The 24,962-nt window shown below is 43.4% G+C and carries 26 protein-coding genes; 8 read left to right on the top strand and 18 right to left on the bottom strand.

What is annotated here, in order from left to right; genetic code table 11:
- Window positions 1–49: 49 nt before the first annotated feature.
- The 4 genes from ACLGGR_RS13875 to ACLGGR_RS13860 all read right to left on the bottom strand — a co-directional run bounded on the left by ACLGGR_RS13875 (window position 50) and on the right by ACLGGR_RS13860 (window position 5,213).
- Entirely contained in the window at window positions 50–2,236 is a 2,187-nt protein-coding gene (locus tag ACLGGR_RS13875; protein ID WP_410973286.1) for a DNA topoisomerase III, read from the bottom strand.
- Between the two features lie 72 nt (window positions 2,237–2,308).
- Entirely contained in the window at window positions 2,309–3,364 is a 1,056-nt protein-coding gene (locus ACLGGR_RS13870) for a tartrate dehydrogenase (protein WP_044335059.1), read from the bottom strand.
- A 98-nt stretch (window positions 3,365–3,462) separates the two neighbouring features.
- Complete coding sequence (locus ACLGGR_RS13865) at window positions 3,463–4,395, bottom strand: DMT family transporter (RefSeq protein WP_410973285.1); 933 nt, start codon at window positions 4,393–4,395, stop codon at window positions 3,463–3,465.
- Complete coding sequence (locus tag ACLGGR_RS13860) at window positions 4,392–5,213, bottom strand: AraC family ligand binding domain-containing protein (protein ID WP_410973284.1); 822 nt, start codon at window positions 5,211–5,213, stop codon at window positions 4,392–4,394. Before ACLGGR_RS13860 ends, ACLGGR_RS13865 begins: the two co-directional genes overlap by 4 nt.
- Before the next feature lie 153 nt (window positions 5,214–5,366).
- Here ACLGGR_RS13860 and ACLGGR_RS13855 point away from each other — a divergent pair, with 153 nt between their 5' ends.
- Both ACLGGR_RS13855 and ACLGGR_RS13850 read left to right on the top strand, forming a co-directional pair.
- Complete coding sequence (locus ACLGGR_RS13855; RefSeq protein WP_410973283.1) at window positions 5,367–6,041, top strand: GntR family transcriptional regulator; 675 nt, start codon at window positions 5,367–5,369, stop codon at window positions 6,039–6,041.
- 129 nt (window positions 6,042–6,170) lie between these two features.
- Window positions 6,171–6,467 (top strand): DUF3817 domain-containing protein, encoded by a 297-nt coding sequence (locus ACLGGR_RS13850; RefSeq protein WP_034664017.1) that lies wholly within the window; start codon window positions 6,171–6,173, stop codon window positions 6,465–6,467.
- Between the two features lie 60 nt (window positions 6,468–6,527).
- Here the strand turns inward: ACLGGR_RS13850 and ACLGGR_RS13845 are convergent, their stop codons facing one another.
- Window positions 6,528–8,777, bottom strand: coding sequence for a hypothetical protein (locus ACLGGR_RS13845; protein ID WP_410973282.1), 2,250 nt, complete (start codon window positions 8,775–8,777; stop codon window positions 6,528–6,530).
- A 158-nt stretch (window positions 8,778–8,935) separates the two neighbouring features.
- On the opposite strand from ACLGGR_RS13845, the gene ACLGGR_RS13840 reads away from it, so the two are divergent.
- Window positions 8,936–9,154: a hypothetical protein gene (locus ACLGGR_RS13840; RefSeq protein WP_034283837.1), complete on the top strand. Its 219-nt coding sequence runs from the start codon at window positions 8,936–8,938 to the stop codon at window positions 9,152–9,154.
- A gap of 13 nt (window positions 9,155–9,167) precedes the next feature.
- Window positions 9,168–9,350, top strand: coding sequence for a hypothetical protein (locus ACLGGR_RS13835; RefSeq protein WP_410973281.1), 183 nt, complete (start codon window positions 9,168–9,170; stop codon window positions 9,348–9,350).
- A gap of 539 nt (window positions 9,351–9,889) precedes the next feature.
- Here the strand turns inward: ACLGGR_RS13835 and ACLGGR_RS13830 are convergent.
- Both ACLGGR_RS13830 and ACLGGR_RS13825 read right to left on the bottom strand, forming a co-directional pair.
- Window positions 9,890–10,312 (bottom strand): pyridoxamine 5'-phosphate oxidase family protein, encoded by a 423-nt coding sequence (locus tag ACLGGR_RS13830; RefSeq protein WP_410973280.1) that lies wholly within the window; start codon window positions 10,310–10,312, stop codon window positions 9,890–9,892.
- 294 nt (window positions 10,313–10,606) lie between these two features.
- Entirely contained in the window at window positions 10,607–11,476 is an 870-nt protein-coding gene (locus ACLGGR_RS13825) for an SDR family oxidoreductase (RefSeq protein WP_142946679.1), read from the bottom strand.
- Between the two features lie 129 nt (window positions 11,477–11,605).
- Between ACLGGR_RS13825 and ACLGGR_RS13820 the strand changes: the two genes are divergently transcribed.
- Entirely contained in the window at window positions 11,606–12,244 is a 639-nt protein-coding gene (locus ACLGGR_RS13820; protein WP_410973279.1) for a class I SAM-dependent methyltransferase, read from the top strand.
- 16 nt (window positions 12,245–12,260) lie between these two features.
- On the opposite strand, the gene ACLGGR_RS13815 is transcribed toward ACLGGR_RS13820, so the two are convergent.
- The 3 genes from ACLGGR_RS13815 to ACLGGR_RS13805 all read right to left on the bottom strand — a co-directional run bounded on the left by ACLGGR_RS13815 (window position 12,261) and on the right by ACLGGR_RS13805 (window position 16,284).
- Window positions 12,261–14,348 (bottom strand): BglG family transcription antiterminator, encoded by a 2,088-nt coding sequence (locus ACLGGR_RS13815; RefSeq protein WP_410973278.1) that lies wholly within the window; start codon window positions 14,346–14,348, stop codon window positions 12,261–12,263.
- Between the two features lie 131 nt (window positions 14,349–14,479).
- Window positions 14,480–15,562 (bottom strand): C45 family autoproteolytic acyltransferase/hydrolase, encoded by a 1,083-nt coding sequence (locus tag ACLGGR_RS13810; RefSeq protein WP_410973277.1) that lies wholly within the window; start codon window positions 15,560–15,562, stop codon window positions 14,480–14,482.
- Window positions 15,563–15,651: 89 nt separating this feature from the next.
- A complete protein-coding gene (locus ACLGGR_RS13805) occupies window positions 15,652–16,284 on the bottom strand; it encodes a GDSL-type esterase/lipase family protein (RefSeq protein WP_410973276.1) in 633 nt (210 codons plus the stop codon).
- Window positions 16,285–16,690: 406 nt separating this feature from the next.
- On the opposite strand from ACLGGR_RS13805, the gene ACLGGR_RS13800 reads away from it, so the two are divergent.
- Window positions 16,691–17,326, top strand: a complete 636-nt coding sequence (locus ACLGGR_RS13800) for an FMN-dependent NADH-azoreductase (protein ID WP_024720223.1) — start codon at window positions 16,691–16,693, stop codon at window positions 17,324–17,326.
- A 33-nt stretch (window positions 17,327–17,359) separates the two neighbouring features.
- On the opposite strand, the gene ACLGGR_RS13795 is transcribed toward ACLGGR_RS13800, so the two are convergent.
- The 8 genes from ACLGGR_RS13795 to ACLGGR_RS13760 form a co-directional block, all read right to left on the bottom strand.
- A complete protein-coding gene (locus ACLGGR_RS13795; protein WP_142946683.1) occupies window positions 17,360–18,133 on the bottom strand; it encodes an IclR family transcriptional regulator in 774 nt (257 codons plus the stop codon).
- Window positions 18,117–19,163 carry a 5-oxoprolinase subunit C family protein gene (locus tag ACLGGR_RS13790; RefSeq protein ID WP_410973275.1) on the bottom strand — a complete coding sequence of 349 codons (1,047 nt, stop codon included), beginning with the start codon at window positions 19,161–19,163 and terminating at the stop codon, window positions 18,117–18,119. The genes ACLGGR_RS13795 and ACLGGR_RS13790 overlap by 17 nt, the downstream gene beginning before the upstream one ends.
- Entirely contained in the window at window positions 19,160–19,906 is a 747-nt protein-coding gene (gene pxpB, locus ACLGGR_RS13785; RefSeq protein WP_410973274.1) for a 5-oxoprolinase subunit PxpB, read from the bottom strand. Before pxpB ends, ACLGGR_RS13790 begins: the two co-directional genes overlap by 4 nt.
- Before the next feature lie 18 nt (window positions 19,907–19,924).
- Window positions 19,925–20,716, bottom strand: a complete 792-nt coding sequence (locus ACLGGR_RS13780) for a putative hydro-lyase (protein WP_410973273.1) — start codon at window positions 20,714–20,716, stop codon at window positions 19,925–19,927.
- Window positions 20,717–20,721: 5 nt separating this feature from the next.
- Window positions 20,722–21,939 (bottom strand): NRAMP family divalent metal transporter, encoded by a 1,218-nt coding sequence (locus tag ACLGGR_RS13775; RefSeq protein ID WP_142946687.1) that lies wholly within the window; start codon window positions 21,937–21,939, stop codon window positions 20,722–20,724.
- Window positions 21,940–21,965: 26 nt separating this feature from the next.
- Window positions 21,966–22,724 (bottom strand): LamB/YcsF family protein, encoded by a 759-nt coding sequence (locus tag ACLGGR_RS13770; protein WP_410973272.1) that lies wholly within the window; start codon window positions 22,722–22,724, stop codon window positions 21,966–21,968.
- 183 nt (window positions 22,725–22,907) lie between these two features.
- Window positions 22,908–23,663 carry a Cof-type HAD-IIB family hydrolase gene (locus ACLGGR_RS13765; RefSeq protein ID WP_024425552.1) on the bottom strand — a complete coding sequence of 252 codons (756 nt, stop codon included), beginning with the start codon at window positions 23,661–23,663 and terminating at the stop codon, window positions 22,908–22,910.
- 127 nt (window positions 23,664–23,790) lie between these two features.
- A complete protein-coding gene (locus tag ACLGGR_RS13760; RefSeq protein WP_410973271.1) occupies window positions 23,791–24,060 on the bottom strand; it encodes an excalibur calcium-binding domain-containing protein in 270 nt (89 codons plus the stop codon).
- 184 nt (window positions 24,061–24,244) lie between these two features.
- Here ACLGGR_RS13760 and ACLGGR_RS13755 point away from each other — a divergent pair, with 184 nt between their 5' ends.
- A complete protein-coding gene (locus ACLGGR_RS13755; protein ID WP_142946689.1) occupies window positions 24,245–24,622 on the top strand; it encodes a VOC family protein in 378 nt (125 codons plus the stop codon).
- A 25-nt stretch (window positions 24,623–24,647) separates the two neighbouring features.
- Window positions 24,648–24,941: a DUF5316 family protein gene (locus ACLGGR_RS13750; protein WP_251216888.1), complete on the top strand. Its 294-nt coding sequence runs from the start codon at window positions 24,648–24,650 to the stop codon at window positions 24,939–24,941.
- Window positions 24,942–24,962: the final 21 nt, after the last annotated feature.

Raw genomic sequence — 24,962 nt, 5'->3', positions numbered from 1 at the left:
CTTGATTACATTGGAAAACCCATGCGTTTCCGCATGGGTTTTTATACTACTATTGATCTAATTTCAATTTTTTTAATTGCTCAGCCAGTGCGTTATTGATTGGTTCTTCCACTTTCTTTTGTTTCTTCATATATTTAGACACATCGTGCTTACTGGCTTTCTTTTGATTGGATTGTGATTTGCGTTTTTCGAAAACAGATAGTTTTTCTCTATGGCCGCACACACAAGCAAAGATTTTGCCATCGCCTTCTCCGCGCAGCTCGAGCTTTTTATGACAGTTCGGGCAGCGTGCGTTTGTTTTCTTCGCCACATTTTTACGGTGGCCGCATTCTCGGTCTTGGCACACGAGCATGGTGCCATGTTTCCCGTTCACTTTCAGCATCAGTTTTCCGCAGTCCGGACAATGGGTGCCAGTGACATTGTCATGCTTAAAGGTTTGGTTCGTCTGTTTGATTTCAGATACGGCTTGTTTTGCATAGGACTTCATTTCACTCATGAATTGAGCAGCCTTTAGCTGTCCTTTTGCGATTTTAGAAAGCTTTTGTTCCCATTCCGCTGTTAACGCAGGAGACTTTAAGTCTTCAGGCACTAAGGAGAGCAGCTGCTTCCCTTTCGATGTGATGAAAATGTCTTTGCCCTTTTTCTCGATTAAGAAGCTGTTAAACAGCTTTTCAATGATATCAGCTCTTGTGGCCACTGTCCCTAGTCCGCCTGTTTCACCAAGGGTTTTCACTAAGTCCTTTTCCTGATTTTGCATGAATGCCGCTGGGTTCTCCATAGCAGATAGCAGGGTTGCTTCATTAAAACGAGCAAGAGGTTTCGTTTCTCCCTTTGTTTCTTTCAGCTGGCGTACTTCAAGTGATTGCCCTTCGGAAAGTACCGGCAGATGCTGATCTGCTTCGGCTGATTCCTCGTCTTCATAGGATTGATCATACACGGCTTTCCAGCCCGCTGATTGTACGGTTTTTCCTTTTGCTGTGAATGTTTCACTGCCTATTTTAGCGATTACCATTGTTTCCTCATATTCAAAAGGGTTCATAAGTACAGCAAGGAATCGTTTGGCAATCAGATCATATAATTTACGCTCTTTATCACTTAATGCACCTGGATACAGCTCTTCCTCGGTCGGAATGATCGCATGGTGATCAGACACTTTTGCATCGTTAACGAAGCCTTTGTGCGCTTTCACGCCTGATTGTAAAATGCGGTTCACATGCTGTGCGTACGGTCTCACGTTCATTCCTTTCAAACGATCTTTTAATGTAGGAACGATATCCGCCGAAATAAATCGTGAATCTGTACGCGGATATGTCACAAGCTTATGCTGCTCATACAACCGTTGAAGCGTAGATAATGTTTCTTTTGCTGAGAAGCCATAGCGTTTATGCGCATCACGCTGTAATTCAGTCAGGTCGTACAGCCCTGGAGCAAAAGCTTTTTTCGCTGTTTTTTTCAATGCATCGATCACTGCTGGTTTTCCTTTGCAGCCTGCTAAGCGCTCTTTTATGACATTCTCTTGGAATGTGCGGTTTTGCTTTGTTTTGGCATCCTGCCAGGTCAAGGTAAGTCCATCTACTTGTGCAGTCAATCCATAGAACGGCTTCGGCTGGAATTGCTGAATGTCTTCTTCTCGTTTTGCGATCATGGCAATCGTTGGTGTCTGTACCCGTCCGCAGGAAAGCTGTGCATTGAACTTGGTCGTCAGCGCTCTTGTTGCGTTGATCCCTACAATCCAGTCTGCCTCTGCACGTGCAACTGCCGAGCGATACAGGTTATCATATTCTCTGCCGTCTTTTAATCGCTTGAAGCCTTCTTGAATGGCTTTGTCTGTAACAGATGAGATCCATAGTCGTTTTAGCGGCTTTTTCACATGCGCTTTTTCAAGAATCCATCTTGCGACAAGCTCCCCTTCACGTCCAGCATCTGTTGCGATGACAATGTCTTTTACATCTTTTCTTGCAAGCTGCGCTTTCACTGCTTGAAATTGTTTACCTGTCTTTTTCATGACGACAAGCTTGAGCGGCTCTGGAATGATCGGTAAATCCTCTAAACGCCAGGATTGAAATTCTTTTCCGTAGCCTTCTGGATCAGCCAGTGTGACCAAATGGCCAAGCGCCCACGTGACAATGTATTGATCTCCTTCTAAAAAACCATTTCCTTTTTTATGACACTTCAGCACACGCGCTAAGTCACGTCCTACTGAAGGTTTCTCTGCTAATACAACTGTTTTTGACACTAAATTTCACATCTCTTTCTTCTATCCATCCTTTTATTATAGCAGACGTGGAGATGTGGTTCTAATGACGGATTATTTCTTCAAGCGCTTGATGATTTCGTTTGTGATTTCTTGTGTTTGATAAGCCCCGCCGATGTCTGCCGTTAAAAAGCCGTCTGCTGTGACTGACTCGATGATTTCGAGCAGGTGTGTACCGAGTTCTTCCTCTCCGAAATGATCAAGCATGAGTTTAGCGGTCCAAATTTGACCGATTGGGTTGGCGATTCCTTTTCCTGCAATGTCTGGGGCTGATCCATGTACAGGCTCAAACATGGATGGATATTTGCCATTTACATTGATGTTGGCAGCAGGCGCCACGCCAATACTTCCCATAATGGCCGCCCCAAGATCAGTTAAAATATCGCCAAATAAATTACTGGCAACAATCACATCGAATTTCTCAGGTCTTGTCACAAAGAAGGCTGAAAGCGCATCAATGTGCTGCGAGTCTGCTGTCACCTCTGGATAATCCTTTGCTACGTCTTGAAACACTTCATCCCAAAATGGCATTGTATGAACGATTCCATTCGATTTGGTTGCACTTGTCACATGCTTTCTTCTCTTTTCAGCTAATTGAAAGGCAAAACGCATGGCTCGTTCTGTCCCTTTTCTTGAGAAAACAGCATTTTGAATGGCAAGCTGATCTTCCCCTTGATAGATGCGGCCTCCGATTTCACTATATTCACCTTCACCGTTTTCTCTTACAACAAGAAGATCGAAATCCTTTGGCTGAGCAAGCGGGGAGCGAATGCCGCTCAGCTGTTTTGCAGGTCTAACGTTGATCACCTGCTCAAATTCACGTCTAATTTTAATAAGCAATCCCCAAAGTGATACATGATCCGGCACTAAATTGGCATCTCCGACTGCTCCTAAGAAAATGCTGTCAAAGGCTTTTAGCTGTTCCAATCCATCCTTTGGCATCATTTCGCCATGCTCTAAATAATACTCACAGCTCCACGGAAAGTCCTGAAAGGTGAAAGACAGACCGCCATGCACATCTGATACCGCTTTCAAAACTCGAATAGCTTCAGGCACAACTTCCTTTCCAACCCCATCACCTGGTATCGCTGCAATTGAAACATGCTTCATTGGTTTTTCCCCCTTTGTTATCGGTCGACCGTCGACCATTTAATTCGAGTTTACTAGAGAGTGTCTGTTCTTACAATGGACAAAAGACGCTTTTTTGATCAAAGCGCCTTTTTATCCTGCATCAGTATCAGGGGCTTCTGTTTCTTTCTTCCCGCACTTTTTTTATCTGAAAGCAGCAAACCTCCTAAGGTCAGTGCTGTTCCAAGCCCAGACATGAAGGTCAAGCTCTCGTGAAGAACGATCATTGAAATGATCATCGTGATAATGGGCACTCCATAAATATACACACTTGATTTCACCACACCGATCGTCTTCACGGAAAAGCTCCATGTCAGAAAACAAATAGCAGATGCAAAGACGCCTAAAAACAGCAAGTGGAAGGCAAACGATGGATTCGCCAACCGCTCCCAGTCTAAACGAACCTTAAAATGCCAGATCAGTGGAATCATCCATAACAGCCCGTAAAAGAAGACACGTCTTGTCACCTGAATAATATGGTAGCCATATTGATTGATCATTTTCGATAAAATGGAATAAAATGCCCAGACGATGGTAGCCATAAATGCTAAAGCATCACCGAGCGGATTCAATTGGAACGTCGTCATCCCATTAAAACTAATCAGTACAATTCCCATCATCGCGATGAAAAAGCCTATGAAAAATCGGCTGTGCAGCGGCTCATCTTTTAATAAAAAATAAGACAATAGAAAAGAGAAGAATGGGACAACGGAGCTGATGACACCTGCATTCGAAGCGAACGTATAGGTAAGTGCAACATTTTCTAAAAAATAGTATAAGACCACACCGCATAACCCTGCGAGCGCAAACATCCCTTCATGCTTTCTACGCTGCACCTTCATGGTGACTGGATAAATGATCATCAGGGCAAGGTACCCAAAGAAAAAACGAAAAAATAAAATCTCTGTTGGAGAAAAAGCCGTTAATAATATTTTGGTAGAGATAAAGGTAGATCCCCATAAAAAAATGGTGAACATGGCTGCTAGATGACCAAGAAGCTGTTTATTTTTCATTTTGCTGTTACCTGCTTTTCAAAAATTTGCTGATACTGTCCTGGCGTAAGCCCAATAAATTCCGAAAAGAAATGAGTCAAATGACTTTGATCAGAAAATCCAGCAGCAGCAGCTACATCTATTGGCTTCATTCCTTGGGCGAGAAGCTCCTTCGCATAGTTCACCCTGATTGTCTGTAAATAACGATACGGCGTGATGCCTCTGAACTTTGTAAAAGCACGTAGCAATGAATATTTGTTCATGGACACAAGCTCACCTAAGTCATCTAACGATATATTTTCCGTGAGATGTGTTTCAATGTATTGCTGTACGTCTTGGACTTTTTGTTCATTGGCATTGGCTGCTGATGCTTTTTCCTCTGGTGTATCAGAATAGGTTTCGATCAACTGCTTCATCAAAAAGTAAAAGGCTTCCTGTTTATTCATAGCAGGAGCTTCTTCTGTGATCATTTGATGAAGATCATATAATTGCTTTGCTAGTTCACTTTGTGAAACCACAGGGGCTTTAAAATGCGGCTTGTGCTGAAAGGCCTTCTCCAGCAACTCTGGTTCAATATTTAAGCTGCGATAATCTAGCGGCATGTGATCAAATTGTTCACATGCGTGGTTATCGTACGGATTGAAAAGAAGGATATCTCCTTTTTCAATGATGTATTCTTGATTTTGGCAGAACATACGTCTTTGACCGCCTTCAATAAATCCAATCACATAGTATGTATGAAAATGTTTTGGGAACTTTTTGATGATGGCATGAAAGCGATACGCCTCTATTTGCAAGTCTTGATCAAAATGTACAGTTCGTTCCTCTTGTGTGTTCATGTCGATCCCTCTTTTCACTGAACTGATCATAAGTGTAGCACACCCTTTTTCTCTTGGATTGTACGATATTGACTTTTCGATGCAGGCTTGCCTAGAGGGAAAAACTTGGATAACATGAGACAAAAGATGATGTACAAAAGAGGGAATGATGGGATGAATTCATTCGAGATGGAAAGACCAACACCGTATCACATGCAATTTTATGAACAGCTGAAGCAAATGATTTTTGATGGCCAGTTTCAGCCAGGAGAGCGCATCAATGAAACACAGCTTGCCAAGCAATTTGGCGTAAGCCGATCACCGGTAAGAGAGGCGATGAGGCTGTTAGAAAAAGACGAGCTCTTAATCGCGGATCATCGATCAGGCTACTCCGTCTATACGTTAACAGAAAAAGATGTCGAGGAGCTTTATCAAATTCGGGTGGCTTTAGAAACACTTGCTGTTGAGCTTGCCTGTAAGGAAGCCGTGCAAAGAGAAATGGATGAAATTGAGCAGGTTCTCACGCAGGCGGACGAAGCGATCAAGCAGCAGCTGCCCTCTAAAGAGATCGTCCAGTTACATGAAGCCTTTCACCAAAAAATCATTTTGGCGAGTCACAATGACCGCTTATCCAAACAATTGAATCACGTGAATGCACTCATTCACTATTGCCGCATCTTCCATTTTAGCGGCGGGGCTCGTGCTGAAACCATTCAAAGAGAGCATGGAGCCATCTATTCTGAAATAAAAAAGCGCCGCTCCACAGAAGCCGTTCAAGCAATGACGGAGCATTTATTTCATGATGTGATGCACTTAAAGCAAGTACTCTCTGAAACAAACAAGGAGTAAAGGACTTTTCCCATTTTTTAAGCATTCCATGAACATATTTTGAATTTTTCGTAGATTTCAGCATGTCCAGATGATCTTTCGTTTATATTAGAAGATGAGAAACTAGCTTTTATACAGGAGGATTTGTATATGCATACAAGTATTAGCCGTCTTCGACAGGCGGGTTTTATTGAGGGTATGTCTCTTTTAACCCTTCTTTTAATTGCCATGCCTCTAAAATATTTTGCGGATATTCCGATGGCAGTCACTATTGTAGGCTCTCTTCATGGCGCATTGTTTGTCATCTATATGCTCGTTTTGGCATATGTGACTTTTAAAGTTCGCTGGCATTTGAAATGGTCCATCGCTGGTTTTTTTGCGGCTTTCATTCCTTTCGGTAACTTCGCCTACGATAAGGTGCTCCGCCAATATGATACAAAAGCATAATCAAAAAGGGCTAAAACGAATTTCGTTTTAGCCCTTTTTTTCCACGCTGGGAACGCTTTTTTAAATCGATGCATATTTCACAATGGCTGCTTGACGCGTCATGTCGTGATACGCCACCCATAATTCATCACCAGGCAAGACGCTAGTGATTGGATCGATTGGCTGTTTCACTTCATACATGATGCCATCTCTCTCAACCTGAATGATCGCTAACGGCTGGTTGCCGATGACACCAGCAAATTCGACATTGGTCACTTTTGCACTTCCTTGTTTCTCTTGCATAAGACCCATTTCTCTATCCAGCTCTTCTTTCTTTGTCTGGATCGTGATTTGAGTGCCGGCTGCGACCTGCATATGATCAGGGATGAATTGGCTGACCGTTTTTGTGATAGACTCATCTCCGTTTGAAACCGACACATCCAGCTGAATAGGCTTTTGTTCATGGATGGCCATTGGATATTGCTTCACACGCTGGATCGTTCCTGTTAACGTCACATCTTTCCCCGATCGATTCCGCACTTCATGACCATAGGCGGCCATTTTGAGCTGGCCGTTGATGTCAACGAGATCGGCTTTTTCTCCTGTTCTAAATTCAAAACCAGCGGCTTGAATCATCGGAATGATATACGTTTTCTGATCTAATTCAAATGTGAGTGATAAGACGGTGCCTCGTCCTACAGTTCCATATGATTCTATTTTTCTTAAAACAGCGCCTTTGATGAATTTTGGCCCGCTTGGCTGCGAGAAGTCACCTTCTTTTAAGAGCATTGCTTTTTTCTTCTTCGGATCATAGAGGATGGCGATACGCTGACCCGGCTGTGGTATCTGGGTATAGGATACAACCGTTTTAACCGCTTTCTCGATGTTTTCCCCATCATATTGAAATTGAAGCTGCATTTTGACGACTGGCTGTTCGTTGATGTAGGTGCCCGTTTCTTTAACAGACAAAATATTGGCTTCTAATGTGACACTGTCCTTTATCTTGTTTCTCCTCACCAGCCTCAAAATCGGCGGCAGGAAGATCGCTAGCACAAATAATAATAGCGGGATCAAGATCCATATCGCCCAGTTGAGAATGAGCGGTCCGCCCTTCAAGACATATTGCGTAAAGGTGTCAACAGACGTTTGGTGGGCTGGACTGGCGTTTTCAATTGAGATGACCTTTTGCAACGGAAATTCCTTTAGCTCTTTACTCTTCGTCTCAAATGCCCCCGTTAATTGATTTTCGAATGAATAATAGAGCCAATCACTTTTCACATTTTTATTGAAAGAGAGCCCTTCTCTTTGTAAAGATTCATATGAAAACGACTGCAAAAGCTTGCTGGCAGACGTCGCCTTATTTGTGCGATGGTTATAAATATAACCTGTCAGTTTGCCTTTTGCTTCGTCCTTTGCTGTAGAGCCTGCCAGAAGAACTTCTTCTTCATTAAGCTGGTAAATAAAGGTTTGGTAAATCGGCTTTGGTGTTGGAACGACTTCCCCAAGCCTTCCCTCTGCATTCACTTTCCTTGCTCTTTTTGGATAGTTAGATTCGACAGCGACTGCAAAGTTTTGTGATGTTCCGATTGTTTTCTCAAGCTGCTGCTCCACTTTATCTTCAATGAGACTGAACGGTTCAGCGTTTTTGGAGACATAGACCCCAAGCTGATGCTTCTCGTTTGAGATTCCGCTGACATACGCCTTCTGATCATTTTTCAAGGCTATTTCAAATATAGGAATAGGGGTCTGTCCTCTAAAGGAATTCATGACGACATCGATAGAAACGGGTCTTGCTGGCAGCTTTAGCTCGTTCAGATTGTGCACATGAAACTGACCATTCTTTAGCTCACCAATGACTGCAGCGGCACCGTCCATTTCTCCTGTAAATACGAGCCGTCCATTCCATTGGTATGTATTCGTTTTTAAAAATGAGGGAATCTGCAAATTATTTTGAACGAGCTCTTTCTTTTCTCCGCTTGGTGTTATCTTCTCGATCAACAGCTGCCCGTCTTTATTTTTTAAAGCCAGTAAGAGATTGTTTCCTTGAATGGATGGCAGCATTTCATTAAATGTATCACTTTCTGTGGTCCATTCACTGATTCTTTTTCCTGATTGAGGATCATACATTGCAAAATGGAGCTGCTGGTCTTTTGATACAGCACTCACCACTCGTTTTCCTTCATCAAATGTAAACATTCCTTTGACGTCATACTCTGTTACTTTCCCTGCGGACAAATCATCTTGATAATGGTTCCACACCAAGACACTGAGAATGATTGCTGGAATAAAGAAGACAATATATCTGAGGAAGATGACTGGTATTCTTTTCACTTGATCGCTTCCTTTCATGAGGTTCCTTTCACTTATACGTCAGTACAGAGAAAATGTTTCATGCTAGAAGAATACCATCAAAGCCTCTAAAATCCATATTTTACAAACTTTGTTGTTTACGATAAAATCCAATCAGATTCAAAAAAGGAGTTATCTCATTGGATAAGCTATCATCAATCATTCTAGCAGCTTGGCTGCGTGTCCCTCGCTGGTTCAAGCAATGGGTACTCGTATCCATTTCCATTTTCTTTTTTTATATGTGTTTTGTAAAGGGGCTGACTAGCTGGCACACCTTGCCGCCTGTCACTTTGCTCTCATGTGTGATAGGTTCCTTCATCATTTGGCTGATGTGGCTTAAGGGACAAAAAAATAAGTAAAAAGGGGAAAATGATGAAAAAATCGATTCTATATTTTGCGATCTCTTTTGTTCTTCAATTCATTTGGTTTGGTCTTGTGCACCCAAATAGAGGCGTGACACTGCTGGACATGTTCATGTTTTCTATTTTGTTGGCGGTCATGTTCTTTTTTATTGAGCGGATTTGGCACTATCAGAAGAAAGGACAAAGTAAATGATCATGAAACTTGCCTTATTCTCTCTGATGATCTTTCTCGGGCTCATCGGTTTCGGGGTTCTATTGTTTGACCCAATGAAAAAGGCTGCCAAATAGATGGCAGCCTTTTCCTTATTCTTTTCATGCAAATAAATAATCAATGTTTAATCTCCGTTACGGAGTGTATGAATTAAGATTCGTTCATATCAGTGTGTCATATGTGTTCCGAGTGAACCTACGTTTGAAAGTAAACGCCATGGAAGTTCTGGATAACAAGACAACGAAAGCCCTACCTCTCATTCGTCCTTACGGCTCCGAAGCCGTGCCAGTGTGAATTGTAAATCAAAACGTCTTTTTTCCATTCTTCCGCTCTTATAGGGGGGCGGTGGCAGAAGGAAAAGAATAAGTTTGTTCGCTTTGACAGCGTCTCGTTCTTATCAAGTAGAAGCTCTATTGCTTCTCATTATGTCATAGAAAAAAGAAAGTTTACTTTCTTTATTTATTTGCTTATTTCAACACTTAATATCAAACTATAACACATTCCCCCTGCATACGCAAGTGTTAAAGTGATAATTCTGCTGGTGTACGGCTTCCTTCATTCATATAACGAATGGAGGTTGGGTCAATCTTCAGAATCACTAAATTCGGGTCATCTTTTCCTTTAAACCATTTCTCCATCTCATCAGACCAAAGACGGTCGATCAGTTCCGAATCAACGGTTAATGTTGCGGTGCCTGCAATTTCTGCATACGTATCACCGAATCCTTCGCCTGAATATCCAATGAGAATATGAACATTCGGGTTTTTTTCAATTTCTTCTGCTTTATGTGTTTCTTTACTCGTTGGTGTATATAACGTCAGACCTTCATGGAAAAAAGTCATATAGCGGGTATGCGGCTTATCCTGTTCAACAGTCGCGAGTGTTCCGACCTTTTGTTCATCTAACAGGTTTAATACCTTTTGTTTTAATTCTTCTTGAGACATATCGTTTCACTCCTTCAAAATTTCATCCGTATTCTTAGGTTTCCACGACAGACCATTCATTAAACAAAGAAATGTGTTTTTCATAAAAAGAGACCTTCTGGCTGATGCTATAGGAAACAGGTTCAATGAAGGGAGAAGTTGAACATGCATCATGAAACGATGTTCCATTTGAGTTCACTTGTCATTGCGGCAGTTGTTGTGGGCATTATCGTATGGTCTTTCATATCTGTGCAGAAGAATCGCAAGAAATACTAAAAACACCGCCCAATCAAAGCTGGGCGGTGCCGCGGTAGATCATGTATTCATAAAGGAACCGCCATTGACATGAAGTGTCTGTCCTGTCATATAAGACGATTCGTCAGAAGCCAGCAGTACAAAGCAGCCGACATGCTCGACAGGCTGTCCTGGTCTTCCCATCGGGGTTTCTGCCCCGAAGCTTTCCACACTGTCTTCATCAAATGTAGATGGAATGAGCGGCGTCCAAATTGGACCTGGCGCTACACCGTTCACACGAATCCCATCTTTCACAAGCGATTGTGCCATAGAACGCGTAAAGCCGTTGATGGCTCCTTTTGTTGCCGTATAATCAATCAACACTGGGTTACCCCGATATGGGTTAATGGATGTTGTATTAATGATTGAACTTCCCGGTTTTAAATACTCGAGTGCCTTTTTCGTAAAATAGAAATAGGAATAGAAGTTGGTTCTAAAGGTTTGGTGAAGCTGTTCACTAGAAATATCTTGAATACGTTCTTGCGGATGCTGTTCAGCCGCATTATTCACTAAAATGTCTAATTGACCAAAGGCTTCAACTGTTTTTTCTACTGCTTTCTCGCAGAAGGCTTCGTCACCGACATCTCCTGCAATCGTTAAGCATTTAACGCCTTCCTGTTCTACACGTTTTTGCGTATCCTCTGCATCCTCATGTTCATTTAAATACACAATGGCGACATGTGCACCTTCTTTTGCATAGGCAACAGATACTGCCCGTCCAATTCCACTATCTCCGCCTGTAATCAGTGCCACTTTTCCTTTTAGTTTGCCAGAACCTTGATATGATTCATCCTCAAAGATCGGCGCTGGATTCATTTCTCTTTCACTTCCTGGCTGCTGATCCTGCGTTTGGCGCGGAATGCCATTTGTTAAATAATCACGTAAATCCATGTGTAAGCTCCTCCTTGATTTGTTGATGTACCCTTTCATTACCACCTCATTTTTTCACTCAAACATCATGAAGCTGTACAGATGTGTTCCCGAAAATCAGCATGTTTGAAGAGGAGAAAAATCGGTTACATGATCATCAAAAAGGAGCGTTCTCATATGCTGTCTACTATTTCGAAAACCTTTAGCAGACCAAAAGGCTGGCTCGGAAGCATCGCTGGATTCATTATGGCAAATGAAAACAAAGCATTGAATCAGTGGGCCATCCGCCACTTAGATTTGACAGATGGTGAAAACATTTTGGAAATTGGCTATGGACCCGGCTACAGTATCAAACATATGCTCAAGCATTATCAAGGCCTTCACATTGATGGGCTGGATGCTTCTTCCACCATGCAGGAGCAAGCACAGTCCCGCGTCAGCAAACGAGCAAAAGACAAACAGGTCCGGCTGTATGTCGGAAAAATTGAGAAAACACGCCTTCCCGGAGAGCAGTATGACAAAGTGCTGTCTGTTAACAATTTTACGATTTGGGATGATCCAAAGACGGGCTTACTCAATCTTTATCACACCTTGAAACCAGGCGGGACTCTCGTTATTGTGATGCAGCCAAGAGAAAAAGGAGCTGACGCCAAGCGGACAAAAGAGATGGGTGAAAGCATATTAAATGACTTGCAGTTTGCAGGGTTTGACGAATTCTCTATTGAGTATGAAGAAATTCGCCCTACCCTTGCTGTCTGTGTCACGGCAAAAAAGCCGAGAAGCGAATAAGCTCTCGGCCTTTTTCTTACCACTTTGCCTCTTTGACAAATTGATAGAAAAGCTGATGTAATTTCTGTTCAATGTCTTCCTTTGTTCCTTGTCCATAAAGCGCCATGCTTTCTTCACTTTCAATGATGGATGAACTGATCAGACTAAACATTTCTGACCCTTCCTTGCCAAGCTCTTGCGGCGCCAGCATCATGAGCATTCGTGACATCTGCTGCTGCCCGCCATCCATGCTTTTAACCTCGTATGCCTGATCAAGATCATAAATATGAAAGATCGGTTCCTTGATGAATGCATGCTTTAAATGATAAAGAGCAAATTCGGTACCAGGTATGCCTAAGCCGCCTTGCTGTTCACGTTCCAGAAGGCCGCTCGCCACATCATCCGCATGTATGATAAACCCTTCCTCTTCAAGCTGACGAAGCAGCTGCCTAATGGTTTCATCATGCTGCGGCATCGTCTCTCTTTTTTCGATGGTAAAATGAGACAGGATGCTGCGAATCACAAACATATAATTCGTCACCTGCTCTGCAACCGCCATCATATCAACGGTTTCTTGCACCAATTCTTCGGGAGTTTCTTTTGTTCTTTTTTTCTCGATGATATAGGGAATCTTCCGTTTAATATGAGCCTTCACACGCATGGCATCATCCTCGTTTAAAAGCGGGCTGACCATGATGTAATCGATATGCTCATATGGGATCGGAACAGTTGAGACAATCATGTCATAGCTCGATGCATCGATTTCCTTTAGCTCCATCAAGGAGGATAGATCGAACTTGGCGATCTCCGGCAATTCTTTTTTCAACCGAGAGGCGAGCATTTTCGAGGAACCAATCCCGCTCGAGCAAACAACCAGCGCATGAATTTTTGTTTCTTCTTTTTTGATTTCAAGCACTGAGCCAAAGTGAAGCACAATAAAGGCAATTTCATCCTCTGGAAATTCAATCTCTGGAAAGAAACGCTCGACTCCTTCTTCAATCGCCATAAACAGCAAAAAGTAGTCTTTTTTAATTTGTTGTGTGAGCGGATTATAGATTCTCATTTTTTCCTTTAGACGGTTCATGGCAGGCTCAAGATGAGACACGAGCCCCTCATACAATGAATCATTTTCATTGAGATGATAGCCGGTTTTATTTGAAATAAAATCAATGAGCTTTTTCGTTCTCAGCGCTATATCCAGCTCAATTTCATCAATACGGTATTCTGCCCCAAAGCTGCGATTTGCACTGCGAAGATGGATGGTCATATATCCGACCTCCGCTTCAGGGATCTCCACATTAAACATGCGTTCAAGCGCTCTTGCCATTCGAAGTGATGATTCAAATTCCTTCGTCCGCTTTAATTCCAGCAGCTCTTCCTCTTCCATTCGAATGGTTTCCCCAAGCTGAATACGTTCGATAGCATAGGTTAAGTGAACAACAAGTGCAATATAGGCACTATCCGATAAGGAGAGTGACAGTCGATCTTTCAAATGAAAGAGCAGCCTTTCTACCTTAAGCAGCTGTCCTCTGCTGACAACACCAAACACCTTTTCCGTCGCTTTCGTTCGATGTTTGATATTCATTTCAATCGTTTCTAAAAATAATTGAATGTCGAGCCGGTCAACAATGAGATTGCCGACAATTTTCCGTTTTGCTTCCTCAGGCCCTTTTAATTCAATGCCGTACCCGCGCTTACGGATAAGCTGCAAACCATATGGAGCAATCCACTCCGTCAGTTCATCTAAATCATAGCTGATCGTCGCATTCGTTACCTGCAAGTCAGCTGCGAGTGTGTATAATTTCACCGGTTCCTTCGCTTCAAGCAGCGCACATAGGATTAAGAGTTTTCGTTCATCTGAACTATATTCGATTTGATCCTCATTTGACATATGAGCAAGAAGCCGCTGTTTATCCTCCTGTTCGCCGACTGCCTTCAAACCTTTCCCCGGCTGTTTATCTAATGAAAGATGATAATCTTTTAATATTGGTTTAATGGATTTTAGTTCTCTATGGATCGTTCTAGTACTCACCTGAACAGAATCGGCTATCTCACGAATGGTGACATAACGATTTTGCTGAATGATGTATTTAATGACTTTCTGTTCTCGTGCCGTTATGTACATGAAATGCCTCCTTCTGCATAAATAGGTCTATTGTCACACCTTAATATAAAACGCTTTCAACAAGCGATGCAATCTTTAGTTGATCTGACTTTGGCACAGCGGCTATGACAAAATTAAAAACAAGGATTTCATCAGACGCTTCTCCAAAATGACGGTCCATAATCCTTTTGATGAAATTGAACCTTTTGTTCTTGAAAAGGCAGTGAACCCCCGGCTTTTAAAGAATAAGTCGGATTGTATACTGGAGAGCCAAAGCAATAATCGATTGTGCCTTCTTCCGGACGGAACATGACGGTTCGCATCGTTCCAAACAGCTCCTCATAATTGTGCACAGCCAGACCATCAGGATATTCTGTCTGGAACAGTTTCACAAGAGAATCACTTGATCGTTGTTCTTTTAACGCTTCCATTAACATATCGTATCTGACAACAGAATGATGTTTGGTCATCCCTTTTGCTGTTTGATCCGCTACCGGATGATTCGTTGCGGCAATATAACCTGTCTCCGGTTTTCTCACCATTTTTTGACCATCAATGATTTCAATCACAGCCGCCTCTCCTTTTCGATCGGCAAGCATGATATGAACATTTGAGGCAACGGGCATTTCCTGGATAGAGCGAATGGCTTCCTCGACCGTTTGACAGGATTCCAGAACAGAGCGAATCACATGATACACCTGCAAACCAGCCACTGCTGGGGGCTTTAAACCGGGTTCATTGCCAACCGGCGGACCGCAAGCAGAGAAAGTCACAGCAAGACCATACTCATTCATCCCATCAGATCTGCCAAACAAGAGCAGCGACGAGCCTGTATGATATGCCGAGCCTTTCACATGTGTCGTAACAAGACGCATATCATCAAAAATCGGGGAGAAATCATAGTTGCGCAGCATGACCGTTTGTTGACCGGCTGCCATATTCCCCTGTCTTACGCAGTGGGAACAGCCTGGCTGAAGATGCGATGAATAGAAAAAGGTCAAATAACGCTCATCTAATTGCAGTTCGTCACAAAACCCAGCAATCTCTTCATCTAACTGAGGAAGATAAGGGCGCATCAGCTGCTTCGTTTCCTTCACAGCCTCCTTTCTTGCCGGCTCTGTCCGAATATATTGTGCCTGTAGCAGCGGGTTCTTCTTAAGCCAGACAGCCTGCTGTTTTCCCACTTCATAAGCTGTTCCAGTCATCTCTTGAAAATATGCACTGATCTCCTCCATGCCTGCACACCTCTTTCGCCTTCGTTTCTTTTATCATATCGAAACCTTCATTTATTGAAAAGGATGAAAAAAACTGCAATCCCACCGGATTACAGCTGTTTACAGTATGCCTTAAACAATGCTTCTGCCATCGCTTCATACCCCTTAGGATTCGGATGAAATTGATCAATCGATAAGTAGGCTCTTTCATGCCCTTCAAACGCTCGGTACACATCCACAACTTCTACATGCGGATTCGCAGCAAGCAAACGAAGTTGTTGATTATATTGCTGAAGCCACCGCCCGGCTATTGGTATTTGCGGAAATGGATTATATAAATTCATGAAATATACGTAGTAAGGCTGATGCTGTCCTTTTTTGATCTGAGCAATCTCTTGAATCATTTTGCTAAAATTCGCCTGGCAATGCATGACCGCTTGCAGCAGTTTCTTTTCATCTTCACCTTCTTCATACTGCTGAACAGCTTGAACAAGGTCATTCCCACAGCCTGTGATGGTGATGATATCAGCTGCCGCAATCGAACGTCTCACCTCTGACCGTTTGAAGAGCTGTAAAATCTGCTCGGTCGTTAACCCTGATTTTGCAAATACGGACAGCTCAACTGGTGCATGCGTCTTTTTTTCAAGCATCCACCAAAACCGTTGAACAAATCCTCCGCCAAATAAACGTGCCCCCACCCCAACTGTTAAGGAATCTCCAATCGCAACATAGGATCGTCCCACTCTTATCCCTCACTCTCTCCTGCCTTCTCTTATATATACGAATTCGGAGAACAGATGCTTGTAGCAGATGACTTAGGGGCATCCATCTTTTTTTGAGATGCAGCGCCTTTACAAACTCTTTACTTGCGATATCGAACGATTTTTTGTTCAATAAGAGTAAGCTTTTTGCGCTGAAAACTGCGTGTTTACGCGTTCCAGAAAAATTTACAAACTTTTTATCTTGATTTCGAGACTTTATACCTTGACTTCAAACTACATTGTGATTACAATGAAAATATCAGTTTTCATGTAACTGTGCTTGTTACATCTTTTTCATAGCATTCCAATATGATTAAAGATGCCACATATTCAGTGTATCATTGGGATACACTAAAAAAATCACTGAAACAGAAAGGATTGAATGAACATGGCAAAAGTTTTATACATCACTGCACATCCGCATGATGAAACAGTTTCTTACAGTATGGCTACTGCTAAGGCATTTATCGAATCTTATAAGGAAGCAAACCCAAGTGACGAGGTTGTACATATCGATTTGTACAAAGAAAACATCCCTCACATTGATGCAGATGTATTCGCTGGCTGGGGCAAACTTCAATCTGGTGCTGGCTTCGATACACTTTCAGCTGAAGAGCAAGCGAAAGTTGCTCGCCTTAACGAATTAAGTGATCAATTCGTTTCTGCTGACAAATACGTATTTGTTTCACCACTTTGGAACTTCTCATTCCCACCAGTTCTTAAAGCATACATCGACTCTGTTGCTGTAGCTGGTAAAACATTCAAATACACTGAGCAAGGTCCTGTTGGATTACTAACAGACAAAAAAGCTCTTCATATCCAAGCACGTGGCGGATACTACACTGAAGGTCCTGCTGCTGAACTTGAAGCAGGTCACCGTTACCTTGGTACAATCGCTAACTTCTTCGGAATTCCTTCTTTCGAAGGTCTTATCGTTGAAGGTCACAATGCTGAGCCTGCGAAAGCAGAGCAAATTAAAGCAGATGCAATCGAACGTGCGAAAGCTTTAGGAAAAACTTTCTAATAACTGCACGCAAAAAGCCAATGATCTTTACGGTCATTGGCTTTTTATTTGTTCAGATGAAAAGCCTAATTCTCTCGAAATATCACTGGCGGCTTTTTTCACCTGTTTAATTAAGTAAGGCAGGCGCTCTTTTTGATAGCCAGCTTCAAATCCCGCAATGCTAATACCTGCTGCGACTTCCCCGAGATGATTGAAAATTGGGGCTCCAATCGCAGCTGTATAGTTTTCAAGCTCAGAATAGCTTAGCGTATATCCCCGCGCATTTGATTCTTCCAGCATGTTTCTTAGAACCTCTTTATCTGTGATGGTCCCAATTCCGATCTTTCCCAGCTCAATTGAATCAATATAGGCAAGTCTCTCGCTCTTTGGCAAAAAGGAGAGAATACTTCTCGCACAGGCACCCGCATATAGGGGAGACCGTCTGCCAACGGCGGTGTAGAGACGAACAGGCTGCGTACCTTCAATCTTTTCCACGTAAATGGCTTCGTCGCCCTCACGAACAATGAGTTGTACAGCTTCTCCTACTTCATCCCGTAAGCTTTCCATAAATGGTCTTGCAATCCTTCGAATATCAAGGCGGTCCGCCACAAGCTGACCGTATTCAAGAAACATTAAGCCTAATCGATAAACCCCTGTTTCTTGCTTTTCTAACAGCCCCATATCAGCTAAAGAGCTCGCCATGCGATGGACAGATGTTTTCGGCATCCCGGAAAGCTCGATCATTTCATTTAATGTTAATTGATCGTGAGCGATAAACAGCCGCAAAATCTCCATTGATTTCACAACCGTTTTATTTGTGTTTTGCATCTTCTTCACCTTTTCTAGACGAGAATGCTTCCAGCTTAATTCTTGCGGCCAGCTCCCTCAGTTCTGCTTCTTGCTTAAATAACGCCTGCTCTGCCTCCCGATGATCTATTTGTTCAAAATACAGCTTTGCCCCAGGCATCGCCTGTGCAATAAGCGGCAAATCTACAGTAGCTACTTCTCCAATACGCGGGTATCCGCCTGTCGTTTGCCGATCTGCCAGCAGAATAATCGGCTGGCCATCGGGAGGAATTTGAATAGATCCAAAGGCAACCGCTTCTGAGATCAATTCCAGCTTTTCTTTTAAATGAACCGGCTCCCCCTTCAGCCGGCAGCCCATGCGATCTGATTGGGGTGTGACCTGATAAGGCTGCTCAAAAAAAGCAATTTGAGATGTTTCTTGAAAAAAAGAAAGATGCCTGCCTGCCAGCACACGAATCACTGGTGATTTCCGCAGCGGTAAAAAATGAGCATGACTCACTGTCCAATCGGGTGCGCCGTATCCCGCCTGATTCACTTTATTTTTTAGCCTTGCAAACAAATGATTTGCTACGATAGACGGCTCTCCAATGGACAGAACGTCACCTTTTTCAAGCGGTCGTCCTTTCAGTCCACCGATTCCCGCTCTGACATAAGTGCTTTTGCTCTGCATGACTGGTTCCACATCAAATCCACCTGCGACAGCAAGATAAACGCGGCAGCCTCTCTTACAAAGACCAAAGGTGATCGTGCTTCCTGATCGAACATAGAGCGGCTTCCATAAAGGTGCCTGCTCTCCGTCAATATCAATCTCTACATCAGCACCAGTGACGGCAATGAGCTGATCCTTCTCACATGTGAGCACAGGCCCCGGCCCCATCAACGTCACTTCCAGCACGGCTTCGTTTTCTTGGTTGCCGGTGAGAATGTTGGCGATTCTAAGTGAGAGCGGGTCCATGCCGCCGCTCGTTAAGACACCATACTTTTGATAGCCTTGCCGCCCTTTATCTTGAATGGTTGTGTACATCCCTGGCTTGATGACATGAATACTCAACGTTCTGCCTCCTTCATGCTGAAAAATTCCTTTTCAGACATTTGGACAAATCTGACCTCGTCCCCTGCTTTCAATAGACTCGGAATTTCCTCGTCTGGGCGAAAAAGCGGCAGCGGGGTTTGTCCAATGAGCTGCCAGCCCCCGGGTGTGGAAATTGGATAAACGCCTGTCTGCTTTCCCGCAATACCAACAGAGCCTTTTGGAATGGACATTCTTGGTGTTTCTCTGCGTGGTGCTGCGATCTTTTCAGACAGCCCGCCTAAAAACGGAAACCCTGGGGCAAATCCAATCATATAGACAAGATACGTCCCGGCAGTGTGAATACGCACGACTTCCTCTGGCGTTAAACCATTGATACTGGCAACCTCTTCTAAATCAGGGCCCAGCGCTCCCCCGTAACAGACTGGAATGTCAACGATGCGGCGCTTTACCTGAACTCCCTCTTGCCATTTGTCTTCAAGAAGTTGTTCAATATAGCCTTTGACCCATTCATACGGAGACAGGTCATGTTGTTGAAGCTGCGCCGATTGATGAACGGTATAAGGCTCGTAAAAAACAGTCACGTTTGTAAAGGCTTGAACGGCTTCTACATACCCTTCAAATGGGTGCTGTTCAATACATGCAAACAGCCGCTCAACACGTTCATGAATCTCCTCACATATGTCAGCTCCAGCTTGGATGACGATCGCTGCATCTCCTAGCGGGTGGAAGGTGATGGATTCTTTTATCGTTGAAAAAGCCACTTGAGGACACCTCTCTTTCTACAGTACACCTAGCTTTTGATCTCTTCGATCTGTGATGAACATATGACCGGGTGCATGAGTGATCGCAATATCGGGTTTTGTATGCATGACAATGGCTTGCGGCGTCACACCACATGCCCAAAACACCGGGACTTCTCCTTCTTTGATCACAGATGGTTCTCCAAAGTCAGGCTGATCTACATCGGAAATGCCAATCACCGCTGGGTCCCCTATATGGATCGGGCCGCCATGGACTGATGGAAATCGAGATGTCACTTGAACACTTCTTGTGACTTGATGCGCCGGAATGGGTCTCATGCTGACCACCATCGGACCATGAAAGACTCCTGCTTTTTCACAAGCTATATTCGTTTGATACATGGGTACGTTATGACCGTCTTCGATATGGCGGACAGGAATGTCATTCAGCATAAGCGCGTGCTCAAACGTAAAACTGCATCCAATGAGAAAGCCAACCATATCATCCTCCCAATAAGCAGAGATATCTGTGACCTCTTCTTCAAGAATCCCTTTTCGGTAAATACGGTACTTAGGAAAGTCCGTACGAATATCTGCTTGAGGCGCCGACCGTCTTGGCACTGGATCACCTGGGTCCAGTACATCAAGCAATGGACATGCAGCCGGATTCCGCTGACAAAATAAAAGAAAATCAAAGGCCAGTTCCTTTTTAACAATCATTAAATTGGCTTGAGCAAACCCCTCTGCAAAGCCAGCTGTTGGGCCTGTGATCTTTTTTTCGCGAATCAATTCTCTTATCTGTGATGGCTCATATGTTTGATAGACATTCATCTGAATCAACTCCATAGTTTCGGGATTTCATTGATAATGGTATAGCCGCCCATCATCGTCATGATGACCACAACAAATGCACCTGACACTGTCAAAAAGAATGGGTGGCGGTAATCGCCGACAATGTCTTTCTTATAGGCCGCAACGAGTAATGTCCCAAGGGCGAGCGGCAAAATCAATGCATTGATCGCTCCAACTAATATCAATATGTTCACTGGTCTTCCGATCGTAATAAAACAAAGGGTCGAGAGGGCAATAAAGCCGATGATGATACCACGCTGGTTTTGCTCAATTTTTGGCGAGAAGGTTTTAAAGAAGGAAACAGATGTGTATGCTGCTCCAATGACGGATGTAATTGCCGCAGCCCACATTATAATCCCGAACATTTTATATCCGATATTTCCTGAAGCTAATTGAAAAACAGAGGCAGGCGGGTTGGATGGATCAATCTGCAAGCCTTTTGAGACAACTCCTAATGCGGCAAGAAAGAGTGCTACACGCATAACAGATGTAATTAAGACACCGAAAATAGAGCTTTTCGTCACTTGCGGCAGTGCTTCCTTCCCCTTAATACCTGCATCCAGCAAGCGATGCCCGCCAGCAAAGACGATATAGCCGCCTACTGTTCCGCCCACAAGTGTCACAATGGATAAAATATCGATTGTCTCAGGGACAAATGTTCTCACAGCTGCTTCTCCAACTGGCGGCGCTGTTGAAATCGCCACATACAGCATCAGGCCAATCATCACAAAGCCTGCTGCTTGTGTGAAACGGTCCATCGCTTTCCCAGCCTCTTTGATCACAAAGATGAGAATGGCAATCACAGCGCTGATCCCTGCGCCAATTCGCGGATCGACGCCGAAGATCACCTGAAAACCGAGACCAGCCCCAGCGATATTTCCGATGTTAAAGGCAAGTCCTCCAATGACAATCAAAAAGGCCAGCACATACCCGAGACCCGGGAGCACCATATTTGCTATATCCTGACCTCGTTTTTCTGAGACGGCAATGATGCGCCATACATTTGTTTGTGCAAAAATATCTAATAAAATTGAGATCAAAATGACAAATCCGAAGCTAGCCGCAAGCTGCTGTGTGAAGACGGTTGTTTGTGTTAAAAATCCCGGTCCGATCGCAGACGTCGCCATTAAAAAGGCAGCGCCCATCAGCATAGACCGATTCCCCTTTGGTGCCTTCATATGTTTGACTTTCTCTGTTTTCATGCTGTTTCCCCCTTTGATGACGTTTTTTATTGAAAGGCCTTGAGCTGAATACCGGCTTCTTTTAGCTTCGCTGTAATGGTTTTCGCAAATTGAAGCGCATGGCTGCCGTCTCCGTGAATGCAGACCGTATCTGCTTTGAGCTTGATATCTTCTCCTTGAACTGTACGAACCTTGCCTTCTCTCACCATACGAACAACCTGCTGGACGGCCCGTTCATCCTCTTCAATGAGTGCATGTGGTTCGCGGCGGGATGTCAGCGTCCCGTCTGTTTGATACGTCCGATCAGAAAAAACTTCATGTGCCACTTGCAGACCTATTCGTTCACCTGCTAACGCAAGTTCACTGCCTGACAGACCAAATAACACAAGGTTTGGGTCCACATCATACACAGCCTTCGCAATTGATTCAGATAATTCAGTATTTTTAGCCGCCATGTTGTAGAGGGCGCCGTGTGGTTTGACATGCTGCATCGTGCCGCCCTCTGCCTTGAGAAAGGCTGATAGAGCGCCAATTTGATAGATGACAAGATCATAGGCTTCCTCTGCGGAGATAGCCATTGGACGTCTGCCAAAGCCGGCCAAATCTTGCAAACCCGGATGTGCACCAATTTTGACCCCTTTACCGAGTGCCATTCTGACCGTCTTTCTCATAACCGTTGGATCTCCTGCATGAAAACCGCAAGCAATGTTGGCTGAAGTAACATATTCTAAGATTTGTTCGTCTGCACCGATTGTGTATTGACCAAAGCTTTCTCCCAAATCACAGTTGATATCCACTTGATACATAGAACCCCTCCTTGTTGTTCCGAAATACGGAATGTAAAGTCCGAATATTCGAATTTATATTAATTATACCAACTTTGGATAGACTGCACATGAAATTGGAAGAAAACATAACAATAGAACTACGAGAAAACAAAAAAAGCGAGAGGCAAAGTCCTCTCACTTTTTCTTGTAATGAAGTGCACCCTATTTAGACAGCACCCAATGTTGGATGGCTTTTGCAACGCCATGTTCTGTGTTAGGAGCCGTAATCCAATCAGCTGCCTCTTTCACCACTTCCTGGGCATTTCCCATCGCAATGCCTAATCCGGCTTCTTGAATCATGGCCATATCATTGAGGCTGTCGCCAAGTGACATGACGTTGTCCATCGTACAGCCAATGCGTTCTGCTACTTTTGCAAGAGCTGCCGCTTTGTTAATGCCGGCTGCATTAACTTCGATATTCGTTGGACTTGAGTTTGTGATCTCTAGATGCTTATTTGTTTTCAATGTATTGAGTACTTCCTCACGAACATCATCATCATGAATATCAAAGCCAAATTTCAGCCATTCATGGTCATGAATTCGTTCTGGGAATTCACCTCTCCACACCTTATCCACAGTCGAAGCCCAGTAATCGGTTTCGTACCTATTTTTTAAATCCCACATCATTTGGACGTGATCAGGATGCAGCAGATCTCTTTCGATCAGCTGGAAGTTTGAATCCCAGATCTCACTTCCGTTTGCTGTCACGAGGTAAGACGATAACTTGAGCGGCTCAACCAGCTCTCGGCATGTCATCAGTGTCCGCCCTGTGCTAATGACCACATGGACCCCTTTTGCTTCAGCTTCTTTAATGGCTTGTTTATTTTCCTCTGGAATGATGTGCTCACTGTTTAACAGCGTGCCATCCATATCAATGGCAATCAATCGGATGTCTTTCTTATGAGCTTGTGTTGACAAATTGAGTACCCCACTTTGTATCGATTTTTGAAACTATCTTTATTTTAATATAAAGATGAAGCTGGCACAAAGGGACGAGTTTGATCCCATAGAAAAAAGACCTTGTGATAGGTCTTTTCACATGTGCTTAGCGTTCACACGCAATGCCGTCTTTGTCGCGGTCAAGCCGCATATTTTTTTGATAGAGTGCTTTTGATACATATGGCTTGTACTTTGTTTTTCCGCCTTTGTTTTTCGTGTTTTTGCTTTTTGCTACGCCGCCTTTATATACCTTGTTCAGCGCTTTGCAGTTTTTATAAGACTTGACCGTTTTTGCATCTGCTGTGTGGGTGCCGACTTGCGTAAAGCTTAGTAAAAGACCTAAAGACAGGACAGCCACCATGATTTTTTTCAACATATAATATCCCCCTATTTTTTCTATTTTTACATTTTTATCATATGTCACCACTTTTTGTTTTTCAAGACGATCGATCTAATTTTTTTGATTTTTTTGGAATGAAATACACCTTATATCCTATATGGTACAATGAGTGGGAAACCTTTCCGTTTTTGACACGTATATGAAGAGAGGAGTTTTTCACATGAAAATGAAATATACCATTTTATATGTAAACGATGTGGAGGCGAGTATTCATTTCTATCAACAAGTACTCGGTTTCCCAATAAAATTGAGGGTTGAATCCTATGTTGAGTTTGATACTGGAGACGTGACATTATCGATTAATTCACGCCAAGATGTCAAAGAAGCACTCGGATTGCCTGTCCCTGAAGCAAATCAAGCGTCTCAAACGTTTGAGATTGGCTTTGTTGTGGATGATGTGGATCAAACGATTGCATCAATGAAAGAAAAAGGGGTACCGATCATCAAAGAACCTGCAAAAAAACCATGGGGTCAAACGGTCGCTTATGTGTCTGATCCTGATGGTCATTTCATTGAAATATGTGATGCGGTCTCCTAATTGTCTTTGAAGGGAGTAAACCAGAATGAGAAAAAAACATGCCTTTTTCGCTGGTGTTTGCTCAATGATTGTGATTTGCAGTGCCGCTATGATGTTGCAGCACCTTGAATGGATTGGGTTTGTCAGCGGCGGAATCTCTATTATTGGGGTCGTGATGTCTGGGGTGCTAATGGGTGCTTGGACAAGTGGAGAAGAGACACGAGCAGCCTATCTTTCTGAAACAAAGGAACACCGCATGTGGCGCCTTGATACGGCTTTTCTTGTGATGATTTTTGCACTTCCGCACATGGCTGCTTCGGTCTTTTATGTTTTGATGTAAACACTTGTTAAAAGGAGTTAG

Origin of the sequence: Bacillus sp. BD48 (assembly GCF_046566805.1) — a bacterium.
Taxonomy (GTDB): domain Bacteria; phylum Bacillota; class Bacilli; order Bacillales; family Bacillaceae; genus Bacillus; species Bacillus safensis.
Note: the sequence above shows the minus strand (reverse complement) of the source record. Positions and strands in the feature narration are given on the sequence as shown.

Bases quoted from the DNA above. Each gene is read 5' to 3' on its own strand.
- ACLGGR_RS13870 (WP_044335059.1), bottom strand. From the start codon at position 3,364: ATGAAGCATGTTTCAATTGCAGCGATACCAGGTGATGGGGTTGGAAAG.
- ACLGGR_RS13865 (WP_410973285.1), bottom strand. From the start codon at position 4,395: ATGAAAAATAAACAGCTTCTTGGTCATCTAGCAGCCATGTTCACCATT.
- ACLGGR_RS13860 (WP_410973284.1), bottom strand. From the start codon at position 5,213: ATGAACACACAAGAGGAACGAACTGTACATTTTGATCAAGACTTGCAA.
- ACLGGR_RS13855 (WP_410973283.1), top strand. From the start codon at position 5,367: ATGAATTCATTCGAGATGGAAAGACCAACACCGTATCACATGCAATTT.
- ACLGGR_RS13850 (WP_034664017.1), top strand. From the start codon at position 6,171: ATGCATACAAGTATTAGCCGTCTTCGACAGGCGGGTTTTATTGAGGGT.
- ACLGGR_RS13835 (WP_410973281.1), top strand. From the start codon at position 9,168: ATGAAAAAATCGATTCTATATTTTGCGATCTCTTTTGTTCTTCAATTC.
- ACLGGR_RS13830 (WP_410973280.1), bottom strand. From the start codon at position 10,312: ATGTCTCAAGAAGAATTAAAACAAAAGGTATTAAACCTGTTAGATGAA.
- ACLGGR_RS13825 (WP_142946679.1), bottom strand. From the start codon at position 11,476: ATGGATTTACGTGATTATTTAACAAATGGCATTCCGCGCCAAACGCAG.
- ACLGGR_RS13820 (WP_410973279.1), top strand. From the start codon at position 11,606: ATGATCATCAAAAAGGAGCGTTCTCATATGCTGTCTACTATTTCGAAA.
- ACLGGR_RS13815 (WP_410973278.1), bottom strand. From the start codon at position 14,348: ATGTACATAACGGCACGAGAACAGAAAGTCATTAAATACATCATTCAG.
- ACLGGR_RS13810 (WP_410973277.1), bottom strand. From the start codon at position 15,562: ATGGAGGAGATCAGTGCATATTTTCAAGAGATGACTGGAACAGCTTAT.
- ACLGGR_RS13800 (WP_024720223.1), top strand. From the start codon at position 16,691: ATGGCAAAAGTTTTATACATCACTGCACATCCGCATGATGAAACAGTT.
- ACLGGR_RS13795 (WP_142946683.1), bottom strand. From the start codon at position 18,133: ATGCAAAACACAAATAAAACGGTTGTGAAATCAATGGAGATTTTGCGG.
- ACLGGR_RS13780 (WP_410973273.1), bottom strand. From the start codon at position 20,716: ATGAATGTCTATCAAACATATGAGCCATCACAGATAAGAGAATTGATT.
- ACLGGR_RS13775 (WP_142946687.1), bottom strand. From the start codon at position 21,939: ATGAAAACAGAGAAAGTCAAACATATGAAGGCACCAAAGGGGAATCGG.
- ACLGGR_RS13770 (WP_410973272.1), bottom strand. From the start codon at position 22,724: ATGTATCAAGTGGATATCAACTGTGATTTGGGAGAAAGCTTTGGTCAA.
- ACLGGR_RS13760 (WP_410973271.1), bottom strand. From the start codon at position 24,060: ATGTTGAAAAAAATCATGGTGGCTGTCCTGTCTTTAGGTCTTTTACTA.
- ACLGGR_RS13755 (WP_142946689.1), top strand. From the start codon at position 24,245: ATGAAAATGAAATATACCATTTTATATGTAAACGATGTGGAGGCGAGT.
- ACLGGR_RS13750 (WP_251216888.1), top strand. From the start codon at position 24,648: ATGAGAAAAAAACATGCCTTTTTCGCTGGTGTTTGCTCAATGATTGTG.